Annotated in this window: 9 protein-coding genes; 2 read left to right on the plus strand and 7 right to left on the minus strand. The window is 61.3% G+C overall.

The genetic code is table 11. The features are described 5' to 3' along the window. Positions 1-104 precede the first annotated feature (104 nt). From KCG87_RS12760 to KCG87_RS12790, 7 genes are all read right to left on the minus strand, one after another. Positions 105-1307: an HlyD family efflux transporter periplasmic adaptor subunit gene (locus KCG87_RS12760; RefSeq protein WP_134785989.1), complete on the minus strand. Its 1203-nt coding sequence runs from the start codon at positions 1305-1307 to the stop codon at positions 105-107. A gap of 14 nt (positions 1308-1321) precedes the next feature. Beyond that, positions 1322-2791 carry an efflux transporter outer membrane subunit gene (locus KCG87_RS12765; RefSeq protein WP_210557644.1) on the minus strand — a complete coding sequence of 490 codons (1470 nt, stop codon included), beginning with the start codon at positions 2789-2791 and terminating at the stop codon, positions 1322-1324. Then, on the minus strand, positions 2781-3263 hold the full coding sequence (locus tag KCG87_RS12770) for a MarR family transcriptional regulator (protein ID WP_064586973.1): 483 nt from the start codon (positions 3261-3263) through the stop codon (positions 2781-2783). The genes KCG87_RS12765 and KCG87_RS12770 overlap by 11 nt, the downstream gene beginning before the upstream one ends. Before the next feature lie 237 nt (positions 3264-3500). Next, on the minus strand, positions 3501-4820 hold the full coding sequence (locus KCG87_RS12775; RefSeq protein WP_210557642.1) for a DUF308 domain-containing protein: 1320 nt from the start codon (positions 4818-4820) through the stop codon (positions 3501-3503). 94 nt (positions 4821-4914) lie between these two features. Then, a complete protein-coding gene (locus KCG87_RS12780) occupies positions 4915-8589 on the minus strand; it encodes a translocation/assembly module TamB domain-containing protein (protein ID WP_210557640.1) in 3675 nt (1224 codons plus the stop codon). Then, positions 8586-10313 carry an autotransporter assembly complex family protein gene (locus tag KCG87_RS12785; RefSeq protein WP_210557638.1) on the minus strand — a complete coding sequence of 576 codons (1728 nt, stop codon included), beginning with the start codon at positions 10311-10313 and terminating at the stop codon, positions 8586-8588. The genes KCG87_RS12780 and KCG87_RS12785 overlap by 4 nt, the downstream gene beginning before the upstream one ends. 66 nt (positions 10314-10379) lie before the next feature. Beyond that, a complete protein-coding gene (locus tag KCG87_RS12790; RefSeq protein ID WP_007961094.1) occupies positions 10380-11030 on the minus strand; it encodes a GNAT family N-acetyltransferase in 651 nt (216 codons plus the stop codon). A gap of 305 nt (positions 11031-11335) precedes the next feature. Here KCG87_RS12790 and xthA point away from each other — a divergent pair, with 305 nt between their 5' ends. Together xthA and KCG87_RS12800 are read left to right on the plus strand one after the other, a co-directional pair. Beyond that, a complete protein-coding gene (gene xthA, locus KCG87_RS12795) occupies positions 11336-12148 on the plus strand; it encodes an exodeoxyribonuclease III (protein WP_098968125.1) in 813 nt (270 codons plus the stop codon). Between the two features lie 240 nt (positions 12149-12388). Beyond that, complete coding sequence (locus KCG87_RS12800) at positions 12389-13723, plus strand: phosphate ABC transporter substrate-binding/OmpA family protein (RefSeq protein WP_210557636.1); 1335 nt, start codon at positions 12389-12391, stop codon at positions 13721-13723. Positions 13724-13735: the final 12 nt, after the last annotated feature.

A 13735-nucleotide genomic window follows, 5' to 3' on the forward strand; every position in this document is an offset into this window, starting at 1 on the left:
TTTGATTCAGAAAAGCCGGGCCTGCTGCGCAGTCCATCGGGGATAAATCCCCTCACCACAGTAAATCTCATCACCTTGAGAACCTGTTCCCACAGGGGGAAGATTCAGCGTTGCGCGGTCTTGCTCACCGCAGCGCTGTTGTCGTGGATCAGCTGAGCGATCATCGCGTCGGCTTCGGCCAGTTGGCGGTCGTAGACGTTGGTGCTGAACGAGGCCTTTTGCGGCGGTTGCTGGGCCAGCACCGGGCCGCTCTGGTCGTGCAGATTCACTTCAACGTTGGTCGACAGGCCGACCCGCAGCGGGTGCTTGGCCAGTTCTTCGGCGTTGATGTGAATCCGCACCGGCACGCGCTGCACGATCTTGATCCAGTTACCGGTGGCGTTCTGCGCCGGCAACAGGGCGAACGCGCTGCCGGTACCGGCGCCGAGGCTGTCGACGGTGCCGCTGTATTTCACGCTGCTGCCGTAGATGTCGGACTCGATGTCCACCGGTTGGCCGATGCGCATGTCACGCAATTGGGTTTCCTTGAAGTTGGCATCGATCCACAGTTGATCCAGCGGAATCACCGCCATCAGCGCGGTGCCCGGCTGTACGCGCTGACCGAGTTGCACGGTGCGCTTGGCGACGTAACCGGTGACTGGCGCGATCAGGGTGCTACGGGCGTTGGTCAGGTACGCCTGACGCAGATCGGCAGCGGCGGACATCACGTCCGGGTGCGACGAAACCACGGTGTCATCGACCAGCGCGCTGGTGGTTTTCAGTTGCTGCTTGGCGTTGGCCAGGGCGTTTTGCGCCGAGGTCAGGTCGTCGCGGGCGTGGGACAGTTCTTCCTGGGAAATCGCCCCGCCAGCAGCGAGGTTTTTCCGGCGGTTGTAATTGTCCTGAGCCTTCTGCACCTCAGCCTGTTGCGCGTTGACCTGGGCTTTCATGCCATCGACGTTGCTGTACAGGCCGCGCACCTGACGTACAGTGCGCGCCAGTTTCGCCTGGGCACTTTGCAGGCCGACTTCGGCGTCGTTCGGGTCAAAGTTGATCAGCACCTGACCTTCGTGAACCAGATCACCATCGTCAGCGCCAATGCTGACCACGGTGCCAGTGACCAGCGGGGTGATCTCCACGACGTTGCCGTTGACGTAGGCGTCGTCGGTGCTTTCGTTGAAGCGCCCGATGAATTCGTGATACGCCCAGACGCCGGCCCCGGCGAGCAGGACCACGACGGCCAGCACCAGCAGCATGAATTTGCGTTTGCGTGGATTACCGGTGTCGGGGGTGTTGTCTTGAGTTTGAGTGTTTTCGGCAGTGGCCATGACAAATACCTGAATTAGTTGTGCGACGTGGCTGGGGTGGCGTTGGCTGCGGTCAGGGTTTCACCCTGAAAGCCGCCGCCCAGCGCTTGCATCAGTTGAATCGACAGGTCGATCTGCTCGGCATTGAGGTTGGCCAGCTGACGCTGGGCTTGCAGCAATTGCTGCTCGATGCTGAGCACGTCCAGGTAGTTGCCGATGCCGGAACCGTAACGCTGGACGACGGTGTTGTAAGAATCCTGAGCAATCTCGGTGGCGTGTTGCTGCGCGCCGATCTGCCGGCCGATGTCACGCAACTGGTTGATCGTGTCGCTGACATCGCCCAGTGCTTTCACCAGGCTTTTGTTGTACTGCGCCACCGCCAGATCGTAATCGGCGTCGCGCGCATCGAGGTTAGCGCGCAGGCGTCCACCGTCGAAGATTGGCACCGAAATGGTCGGGGCGATGCTGAAGAAGCGACTGGCCGACCCGAACATCGCGTCACCCAACAAGGATTCGGCACCGGCCGAAGCCGTGAGGTTCAAGTTGGGATAGAAGCGGGTTTTCGCCGAGTCGATGTCTTTGCTCGCCGCCTCTACGCGCCAGCGCGCAGCGACCAGATCCGGACGCCGACCGAGCAGTTCCGCCGGCAGCACCGACGGCACCACCACGGCGCTGGCTTGCAGAACTTTCGGCCGAGCGATTTCATTGCCGCGATCCGGGCCTTTGCCGAGCAGTACGGCCAGGGCGATTTTCGCGCTGTTCAGACGTTTTTCAGCGTCGATCAGGCTGGCTTCGGAACTGGCCTCAAGGCTTTGGGTTTGCTGGAACTGGTACTGGCTGTCGATCCCGGCACTCAAGCGGCGCTGGCTCAGATCAAGCATCTGTTTGGTGCGTTTCAGATCGTCGTTGGCCAGGTCGTAGACGATGTGCGCCTGACCCAAATCGCTGTAGGCCCGGGCCACGTCGGCGGCGAGGGTCAATTGCGCGGCCTGACGGTCGACTTCGGCAGCGCGAGCCTGACCGAGTGCAGCTTCCCAGGCATCACGCTGGCCGCCCCACAGGTCGAAGTTGTAATTGAAACCGGCGCTGACGTTACGCACGGTCGCGTAGGCATCGCCCTGCCCTCGCGGGTCCTGATCCTTGGCCAAGCGCGAACGGCTGATGCCGGCGCTGGCGTCGAGGGTCGGATAGCGTTCGGCATCGGCGGCATACGCGGCGGCGCTGGCCTGATGCGCGCGGGCTTCGGCGATCTGCATGTCCGGGCTGTCGTGCAGGGCTTCGCGGATCAGACCGTCGAGTTGCGGGTCGCCAAGGCTGGTCCACCAGTCGCTTTTTGGCCACGCGGCCGGCGACAGGGTCACGCCGTTGAGGGACTGGCTGGCGTTGAGGCTTTTCGCATCCAGGCTTTTGCCCTGTGTGTCGAGGCCGCTGTAATTGGCGCAGCCGGCGAGGATCATCGCCGACAGCACCAGGGTCAGGCTGGTGCGCAAGGTTTTACCGCTCATTGTGTTCACCTAACCGCTGGATAGTGATCGGGTCACCGGCTGCCAGCAGGATTTTCTTGAGGATGTATTCCAGGGTCTTCAACTCGTCCGTAGTGACGGCGCCGGCCAGTTCATTCATTGCATCGGCGCCGATGTGCGGCAGGCGATCGGCCAGTTGCTGGCCCTGCTCGGTGAGTTTGAGTTGCACCTGACGGCGATCGCCTTCGCTGCGTTGGCGAGCCAGGAAACCTTTCTGCTCCAGACGATCGAGCATGCGTGTCATCGAACCGCTGTCCAGCGACAGATGCCGGCACAGCTCGGCCGGGGTGTCGACGCCGAACTGGGCCATGATGATCAACACCTTGAACTGCGCGGCGGTGATGCCGTGGGGTTCCATGTGGGTGTCGATGATCCGGTCCTTGAGCAGCGCGGCACGGCCGAGCAACAGGCCGAGGTGGCAATGTTTGAATTCGTCCGGGGTGAAATGCTTCATGTGCTCACCTAATAACTGCCTAGGCAGTGAATGTATGTCGAGATGTTACTGCCTAGGCAGCGAATGTCAACGTAATAGTTAGGTTGCTTTGTAATTAGTTGACCAGTGGAGTGGGTTTTTGTGTTGCCCGCACTGACGCTTTCGCGAGCAAGCTCGCTCCCACAGGGATCTCATGCATACATGGATCAATGTGGGAGCGAGCTTGCTCGCGAAGGCAGCGACTGGGTGTAACGTCGGTCAGGATTTGTCGGAAGGATGCACAGATGGCGGCTGGAGGGGATGCACTTCGCGCCCGCGCAAGGCCGTCAGCGCATAACCGCAAGCGCGTTTGATCACCGCATACATGCTGTGCCAGCCCGGCGGTGCCGGCTCGATCGCGGCGTGCAACGCCCGTGCATAATCGAGCACCAGACCGGGCGTCCAGGCCATCACTTCGGCGCGTTTACGCACCTGCGCCGCCACCCAGAACTCGGGGCTGAGGATCACTCTGGCGAAATCGAGCATGCTCGAATGCCCGCGATTCATCGCCCCTTCAAGGGCTGCTTCGAGGCTGTGGGCGACGGCACTCGAGCAGTTGCGGCTGGTGAGGTTGTATGTGCTGTTCTGCCGATATTCGCTCCAGAACGCCTGCAACCGCCGGGCGTCATAGTGAGCAAAACTGACCTGAACCGAAGACGGGCACCAGTCGGCCACCTCCCCCGCATAGTCCGGCAGAAACCGCCCGGCGACATCGTTGTTCGGCGTCGCCCGCAGCAAGCGCACGAAATCCCCCGCCGAACGATCGATGTCGTCCAGCGGGTAATGGCTGATGTAAATGTCCGGGCCACATTCCAGTGCCGCGTGGCCGGCGGAGATCACGCCGTTGATGTCGACCGCTGCGATATAGCGGTTGAGCAGACGGTTGCGCACCAGAGTGTCATCGACGGTGCCGCTGGGGGTCCAGACATGGATCACCAGCGCTGTGCTGGGGGCCGGCCCACCGACCGAGGCCGGACTCGCCAACGGTGGCTGGTGTTTGAAGCGCAGTGACTGGCGCAACAACGCGCAGCCCGAAAGAAAGATGCTCATGCCAATGCAGAAAGGCACCGTGCCCTTATACAACGTCGGATACGGTTCGAGGATGAACAGGCCAAAGGTGATTTCGAACAATCCGGTGAGCAGCGACAATCGCCAACCGACAAAGCGCACCACCACCGCCGCCGCCAGCCGAAAGCCGCCATCGAGCAGAAACGCCACACCGAACAGCACTGCCAGAATCAGGCTGGCGACATGTTGCCGGTCGACGATCAGCAGCCCAAGCAGCAGGAACGCCAGACCGCGCGCCTTGCGCAACGCGGCGGCGGTGCCGGTCTGCGGTGCTGGCACCAGCAGGATAATCAGGGCCTCGAGTAACAGCAGATAGCCAAAGACATGCAGCGGAAAATACAGCACGCCGTCCAGTGCATCGATGAAGATCGCCACCCCGGCCGCGCCCCAGACAATGCCGGTCAGCGCCAGCGTCGACCAACGGTTACGGACAAAGTCATTACCGAGCAAGACCATACTCAAGCGGACCATAGGCGCAACCGGCAAGGTTTTGAGGGTTCGGTGAGTCTAATACATCCTGGAAAAACCGGATCGCAGCGTCACGACCCGGCTATTGGCCACGTTCTCAGAAATCGCGCTTGTAGAAGATATCCAGCGAACTGGCGACACCGCTGGCGGCTTCGACATATACCTTCTTGCTCAGCTTGTAGCGCAGCGCGATGGTGTTGGCTGGCTCGAACACGCCGACGCCATAACGCAAGCTGAGCTTCTCGGAAATATTACCGCTGGCGACCACGCTGGTGGTGTTGCCGCTGCCTTGGGTGTCGAGCTGGAAGTCCTGAATCCCAAGGTCTTTGGCCAGGCCGCTGGTGACCCCGGAACTGCCCATCAAGCCCAGACCCAACGCCGCTTGCGCGAGCATGTTGTTGTCTTCGCCGTTGGTGCTCAACGGTCGCCCGAGCACCAGATACGACAACGCCTGCTCCTGACTCATCGCCGGTTCAGAGAAGATTTGCGTGGTCGGTTGCTCGGCGCTGCCGCTCAGGCGGATACCGGCGATCACGTCGTCGGTCTGGCGGATCGCTTCGATGTCCAGATACGGCTGATCGATCGGGCCGGCAAACAACAGACGCGCACGGCGCACGTTCAGGCGCTGGCCGTAGGCGCGGTAACGGCCGTCGTTGAGCCACAGCTCGCCACGGGTGTCCATGTTGTCGCCGATGTGCACGTGACCTTGCAGGTTGGCGGTCAGGCCGAACCCGGCGAAGCTCAGTTTGTCTTCGCCGACCACCACGTCGATGTCCATTTTCATCGCCATCGGTGGTTTACCCTCTTCAGTCTGCGCGCCGACGATGATCGTGTCGTCGGAAACCTTTACCGTCGATGGCGGCAGTTCACGCACGGTGATTTCGCCTCGCGGCACCTGTACCTTGCCGGCAATCTTCAGCTCATCGCCGGCCATGGAAATTTTCAGGTCCGGCGCCACTTCAAGCTTGGCGTACGGTTCAACGGTGACCGGCAATTGCGTGCCCTTGAGCGCCAGATCGACCACCAGCGCCTGGCCCCAGGCGACGTTACCGTTCAGGCTGCCCTGCCCGCTCTTGCCACTCTTCCAGCCGCCGTCCAGACGCACCGATTCACCGGCAATCACCGCCTGCAGTTGCAGGTCTTTGAGTTCCATCGGCAGCTCGGCGCCGGAGACTTCGCCGTCACTGAGCTTCACCGTGCCGTTGACCAGCGGCGCCAGCAGTCCGCCGGATATCGTGCCGCTGCCGTTGAGGCGCCCGGTCAGTTTCTCGACCATCGGCACAAACGGCCGCGCCACCGAAAGGTCCAGCCCGCTGAGACGGAAAGAACCACTCAGCGGTTTGTTTTTCGGCAACGGATTGAGCTGTGCCTGCACCATCAATTCGCCGAGCTTGCCGCCGACGAAGTTGAGTTCGGTGTCCACGCGCTTCGGTGTGAGTTTGCTGGTGAGCTTCAGGGTCTGGTACGGGAAGTCCAGCCACTGATCCTTTTCCTTCATGCGCAAGGTGCCGCCGCTGGCGTCGACGCTGACCACGCCGTTGGGGCCGCTGGCTGGCAGGTCCAGTTGCAGGTCGGCGTTGAGCTTGCCCTGCCAGGCGAAGTCTTTCGGTAGCCATTGTGCGAGGCTTTCAATCGGGAACTGCTTGAGGTGGTAACGCAGTTTCGGCTCCGGCAGCAGGCGCTGATCTTCACCGCACAGACTGGCATTACCGGACATCCAGCAATGCGCGCCGAAGTTGATCTTGCCGTCGGCGAGGCGTTCGAGTTTGGCCGGGCTCTGCAGTTTCCAGTCCTGGCCGCCGGCCTGAATATCGCCGCTGGCCAAACGACCGCGCCAGTTACCCTTGTCCAGATTGCCATCAAGGCCGAGGGCCAGTTTCAACTTCGGCCCGAGCAGGTCGAGGTTGAGTTTCTGACTCTTGATGTCGCCCTGAGCGCTGGCGGTCAATACGCCAAGATTGGTATCGCCGGCCTGAATGCCACTGCCTTTGAGATCGATCTTCGCCCGTTGCGCACTGTCGAGCGTGGCGTCGAGGTTGAGGCTTTGCAGGCGATTGTCCTGGAACGCCAGTTGCGAACCTTGCAGGCCGAGCTTGCCTTGCGGTGCTTTCAGCGTACCGGCAACGTTGACCTGACCCGTGACCTGCCCGCGCAACTGCGGCCAGAGCTGGGCCAGACGCGTCAGTTTGATGTCGATCTGCCCGGTGAGCTTCTGTTGCAGGCTGCCCTTGCCGCTGATGCTGTTGTCGCCGAGGCGGATTTGCAGCGCGTTGAGGTTCCATTGCTCGCCCGCGCCGTCAGCCTTGGCCTGGAGGGTCGCCTGTTGCCCGCGCAATTTGCCTTTGAGGTCGAGATCGGCGGTGAGGCTCAAGCGTTCGTTCTTCATTTCGCCTTTGCTGCGCAACGGGCCGGCCAGGGTGCCCGGCAGCTCCGCAACCCAGTACGCCGGGTTCAACGCAGAGAGATCCAGCGCAGTGTCCCAGGCGATGCCGTCGGCGAACTGCACGTTGACATGGCCTTCGGCCTTGCCCTGCCCGGCTTCCATTTTCAATTGCGGCAAGGCGATCTGTTTCAGGCTGCCGCTGAACGGACTGCTCAGGCTGAACGCCCCCGCCGGGCCATCGAGGTCGGCGGCGAAGTTACCGAGGTACTGACCGTCGGTGTAGGAGACTTCGCCGGTGAAGGTGCGCAAGGCGACTTGCGGCTCGTCGATTTCGTTATACAGCCGATGCCACGGGAAATCCTGCCAGTTGATGTTGGCCTGAGCCGTGAGGCCCTTGCTCCAGTCAACGCTGCCGGTGAGCTTGAGGCTTTGCTTATCGTTGGCCGTCAGGTCGAGGCCGGCGATCTGCGCGCCGCTGGCATCGACCTTGCCTTTGAGCAGCAGCGCCACCGGGCCTTTATCGGCGGGCAGCGTGGCATTGCCGTTGAGCTGATAACCGTTTTTCAGGTCACCTTCACCGGTCAAAACCAGCTGATTGAGTTGCAGAGTGTCCGGCAGATCGGCGCTCGGTTTGAATGCCTCGGAGGTGATACGCACCTTGGCCGGCAGGTTTTCCGCCAGCGGTTGCAGTTCGCCGGTCAACTGGCCGTCGAGGTAACCGTGGCTGTTGGCGTGCAGGTTGAGGGTTTTCAGCAGATCGCCGTCGACTTTCAACGCCAGCGTCCATGGGCCAGTGCCTGGGGACGGCAGGCTCAGGTCACCGGCGATGTTCAGCGGCCAGTTGCCGGTCGGTTGCAGCAGGCCGGAGAGGTTCAGGCTGAGGTCGTCGCGCTGCAATTTCACGCTGTCGATCTGCAGGCCCTGGGCCGTCCAGTGCGCCGCCAGTTGCAGGCCCTTGAGCTGCTCGCTGCCGTTGAACAGCAGGCTGCCGACTTGTACGTCACCGAGTTCGATGGCCACCGGTAGTTGCAGATCCGGCAGTTTGATCGGGCCACTTTCAGTGGTTTCCTCACTCGGCGGGAATTGCAGGATCACCTGATCGGCCTTGAGCTGTTCGATGCACAAAGTCATGCGGGTCAGGCACAGCGGCGACCAGGCGAAGATCGCCTGGTTCAGTTCGACCCGGCTGCTGCCCTGCTGCCACAGCAGATGATCGGCGCTCCATTGGCCGCCGAGGCGACCCTGGAAGTTCTCCACGCTCAGACCCGGCACCAGGCTCAGCGCCCAACGGCTGCCGGCCTGCGTCCCGAGTACGGCTGCGATGCTCAATACAACCAACAGCACCAGCGCCAACAGCGCCAGTGCCGATATTTTCAAACCACGCTTCACAGCTCAGGCCCCATGGAAAAGTGCAGCCGGATGCCGCCGTCGTCGTCCAGCGCGTGGGCCAGGTCGAGGCGGATCGGCCCCACCGGCGAGACCCAGCGCACACCGATACCGATCCCGGTCTTGAGGTTCGGCAGTTCGAGTTTGTTGAAGGAGTTGCCCTGGTCGACGAAGGTCGCGATTCGCCATTTCTCGGCAATCGAATACTGGTACTCGACGCTGCCAGCGACCATGTAGCGTCCGCCAATACGGTCGCCCTTGGAGTTTTCCGGGGACAGACTCTGGTAGTCGTAACCGCGCACGCTCTGATCGCCACCGGCGAAGAAACGCAGTGACGGCGGTACCGAGTTGTAACCATTGGTGGCGCTGCCGCCGACCTGCACCCGACCGAGGAAGCGGTGGTTGTCGAACACCGTGGTCAGGCCTTTGATCAACGCTGTGCCATATAAGAGGTTGTTGTCCGAACCGAGGCCCTCCTTCGCCACCTTGCTTTCAAAGGTCAAGCGATAGCCGTTGTGCGGGTCGATGCGGTTGTCGCTTTTCAGGTACGAGTAACTGATGCCGGGCATCAGCAAGGTACTCAGGCCGGAGTCGTCGCCGAGTTCATATTCTTCGCGCTGCCATTTCAGCGAGATCACTCGCTGCCAGCCGCTGGGCAACTTGCTGTGCCATTCCGGGCCAAACGTCAGCAGCTTGCTCAGGGTGTCGGAGCCGTCGATGTCTTCGTATTGATAACCACCGGCCCAGCGCAGTTTGTCGGTCAGCGGCGGGTCAAGCGGGATGTCATAGAACAATCCGACGTTCTGCCGTGGCGCCGACAACTCGGCTTCCCAGCCGTAACTGTCGCCCTGCGGGTTGACCCAGTGGCGCGTCCAGTTGGCCTTGATCCGCGGGCCGACGTCGGTCGAATAACCGAGACCCAGGCCCATGGTGCGTGGCTTGCGGGTGTCGAGCTTGACGTCGACCGGGATCACGTCGTTTTTCGCCGCCGTCGGCGCCGCATCGACGCGCACGCCTTCGAAATAGCCGCTCGATTGCAGGTCGCGGTTGAGTTCGGCGATCAGCTCGGAGTCATACGGATCGCCAGCCTTGAACGGCACCATGCGTTGCAGCAGGTCTTCGTCGAACGGCGTATCGCCCTCGAAACTGACTTTGCCCAGCGCATAACGCGGGCCGCTGTCGTAGATCAATTCAACGTCGGCCACCCCGGCACGCGGGTCGACCAAAAGTTTCTGGCTGGTGAAATGGCCACTGAAAAAGCCGAAGCGCGAGGCCTGGTTCTGGATCAGGCGTTTGGCGTCTTCATAACGCCCATGGTTGAGCACGGCGCCGGACTTGAGCGTGTCACTGCTCGGCACACGAAAGGATTTGAGGGAGGCGGCAGGCCCGTCGACGCGGATGGTGACGTTGCGCAGACGAATCGGTTCGCCGGGATCGATGTTCAGCACCAGGCGCGGCTTTTCGCCGCCCTTCACGTCACTGTCGATCTGCGGCTGGTAATAACCCAAGGCCTGCGCCGCTTTGCGCGCCTGCTCCTCGGCCCCGCGACTGAAGCGCAGCAAGGCTTGTTCGTCACGATCGCCAAGGCTGCCGATATAACCTTCTATATTGGCCTTGAGTTCATCGTTGGACGGTTTGATCCGCACGTCCAATTCACTTTGCGCCAGCGCCGCGCAGCTGGTTAACAGCATGAGCACGCCACTGGTAAATCTTCCTGGAAACTTCATAGGCGCGGATGCTATCACGGGCTTGGGAGCGTGATAGAACAGGAAATTTCCTGAAAAGTTCTATGGCTAAGCCGTTGCAGTTTGTAACACCTGCGGATTGGCGTGGAAAAACACGTGCTCGCGCACCGGGCCGACGGCCACTTCGCCAATCTCCTCATAACCCTGACGTTTGTAGAATTCCAGGTAGCGCGGGTTGCCGGTGTCGAGCACCACGCCTTGCGAGGTTTCGTCCACTGCGCACCAGTTATGCACGGCGGTCAGCAACTGCTCGCCGAAGTGTTTGCCCTGAAACTGCGGATGAATCCCCAGCAGCGGCAGCATGTGCACCGAATCGCTGGGCACGCAGGCGGCCACCGCATCGTGGTATTCCAGATAACGCCGGGTGCAGCGGAATCCGGTGCTGAGCACCATGCGCAGGCGCCACGCCCAACTTTCGGTGATGCCCAGACGACGCTGCGGCGGTGCGATCAGGGCGATGCCGATCAGCCGGTCGTTGACCAACAGGCCGATGGCCGGCTGATCCTGCAGAAAGTGCTGTTTGACCAGTTCCCGCACCGTGGCCCGCACGCGCTGCTCGTAACCCGGCCGCTCGGCCTCGAACAAGTAACCGAAGGTCGGCTCGTGGCGATAGGCCTGATACAGCAGCGATCGGGCTTCGCGCGAGTAACCGCGGTCGAGCATGTGGATGTCGGCGATGGCGGTCTGGGTTTCAGGCATGACGGTGATTCTCCCCCGGGGCGCGGCTCAAATGACTGCGCTCTTGATGGTACGAACCTTTTGCGGGTGGCGCAGTTCCCCACAGGTATAGACCAAGCCAGACTCTTCATCGACCGGGCGGCCGTCAATCGCGAGCAGGCTCACTCCTACAGGGGTACGCATTCCAAATTGTAGGAGTGAGCCTGCTCGCGATGGCGTCAGCTCGGGCAACCCACATCCCACAGACAAAAATGATTTCTCCCACCCCACACTGGCCCCCATCCCACATGTCAGCTAGCATCGCCCTTTTGCCAGGACTGCCGACCATGAAGATTGTTTCCTTCAACATCAACGGACTGCGCGCCCGTCCGCATCAGCTGGCAGCGCTGATCGAAAAGCATCAGCCGGACGTGATCGGCCTGCAGGAAACCAAGGTTCACGACGACCAGTTCCCGCTGGAAGAAGTGCGTGCGCTGGGCTATCACGTTTATTTCCACGGTCAGAAAGGCCATTACGGCGTCGCCCTGCTTTCGCGCAAAGAACCGCTTGCGATCCACAAAGGCTTCGCCAGCGATGAAGAAGACGCACAGCGCCGCTTTATCTGGGGCACCTTCGCCGACGCCAATGGCGTGCCGGTGACCATCATGAACGGCTACTTCCCACAGGGCGAAAGCCGCGACCACCCGACCAAATTCCCGGCCAAACAACGCTTCTACAGCGACCTGCAAACCCTGCTGGAAAGCCAGTTCCACAACGAACAGCCGCTGGTGGTGATGGGCGATGTGAACATTTCCCCGGAGGACTGCGACATCGGCATCGGCCCGGACAACATGAAGCGCTGGTTGAAAACCGGCAAATGCAGCTTCCTGCCGGAAGAGCGCGAGTGGATGGCCCGCCTGAAAAACTGGGGCCTGACCGACAGCTATCGCCACTTGAACCCGGACGTGACCGACATGTTCAGCTGGTTCGACTATCGCAGCCGTGGTTTTGAAGACGAACCGAAGCGCGGGCTGCGGATTGACGTGATCCTGGCGTCCCATGGTTTGCTGCCAAGAGTCAAGGATGCGGGCGTGGACTATGAACTGCGCGGCATGGAAAAACCGTCGGATCATGCGCCGATCTGGCTTGAACTGGCCTGATTCACAACGCTTCTCCCTGTACGAGTGAGCCTGTGGTGAGGGGATTTATCCCCGATGGGCTGCGAAGCGGCCCCAGTCGTCTCTAGTAGATCGAAATGAAGATTTTGGGTCGGCTTCGCCAACCATCGGGGATAAATCCCCTCACCACAGGCTCACTCCTACATTGGATCACTGTCATGTTTTGGTCATGCGCCTGACTTAATCTCCCCGGCAATCCCCTTGGCTTGATTCGGTGCCGGCATGACCCTGCGTGTTCTGTTCGCTTTTCTGTCGAGTGCATGGCTGACGGTCAGTGCCGCCACCCTGCCCATCCCTGAAAATGGCCCGGCATTGCGCATCCAGGGTTCCAACACCATCGGTGCCGATCTCGGCCCGGCGTTGGTTGAAGGTTTTTTGCAGGACCAGGGCCTGCTGAAGATCCACCGCGAAAACCCCGACACCGCCAACGAACAACACATCGTCGCCCAGACTGCCCAAGGCAAACGGGTGGTGATTGAAGTCGCCGCCCACGGTTCCAGCACCGGATTCACCGCGCTGAAAAGCGCCAGTGCCGACCTCGCCGCCTCCTCCCGCCCGATCAAGGACAGCGAACTGCTCAGCCTGCAAGCGCTCGGCGATCTGAAAAGCGCCGCCGCCGAGCAGGTGATTGCCATCGACGGTCTGGCGATCATCCTTCACCCCGACAACCCACTGCAGCAACTGGACACCGAGCAACTGGCGCGGATCTTCAGCGGTGAGGTGAAAACCTGGGAAGACCTCGGCGGTCGCGGCGGCGCGATTCATTTATATGCGCGGGATGATCAGTCCGGCACTTACGACACGTTCAAGGAACTGGTGCTGGGTCGGCGTGGGAAAAGTCTGAGTTCCAGTGCGAAACGCTTCGAATCCAGCGAGCAATTGTCCGACGCGGTGAGCAGTGATCCGCAGGGTATCGGTTTTATTGGTCTGCCTTATGTGCGCCAAGCCAAAGCCGTGGCAATCGCCGATGGCGCATCGCAATCGATGTTGCCGCTCAACAGCCTGATTGCCACTGAGGACTATCCGCTGTCGCGGCGCCTGTTCTTTTATCTGCCGCCGGGCAACCAGAATCCGTGGGCATCGGCACTGGTGGCGTTTGCGCAAAGCCCACAGGGCCAGAAGATTGTCGCGGCCAACGGCTTCATCAGCCAGACCGTGCACGCGATGACCGTGACACCGAATGCGCTGATGCCCGAGGGTTATCAATCCCTCAGCCGCCATGCCCAGCGTCTGACGGTGAATTTCCGTTTCGAAGAAGGCAGCGCCAGCCTCGACAACAAGGCGCGGCAGGATCTGGCGCGGGTGCTCGACTATATACAGCGCCATGACAAGACCGAGCGCGCGGTGACGCTGGTGGGGTTTGGCGACGAGAAAGACGATCCGGCCCGCGCCGACCTGCTGTCAAAGCTGCGGGCGATGGCGGTGCGCCGTGAATTGGTGAAGAACGGCGTGGTGATGCGCGAAGTGCGCAGGTTTGGCGCGTTGATGCCGGTGGCGGCGAACAGTGCGGATGAAGGCAGGATCAAGAATCGGCGGGTTGAGGTTTGGGTGTACTGAATCTGATGCAGG

The sequence above is a fragment of the Pseudomonas sp. MWU347 genome (genome assembly GCF_017947305.1).
Classification (GTDB): Bacteria; Pseudomonadota; Gammaproteobacteria; order Pseudomonadales; family Pseudomonadaceae; genus Aquipseudomonas; species Aquipseudomonas putida_A.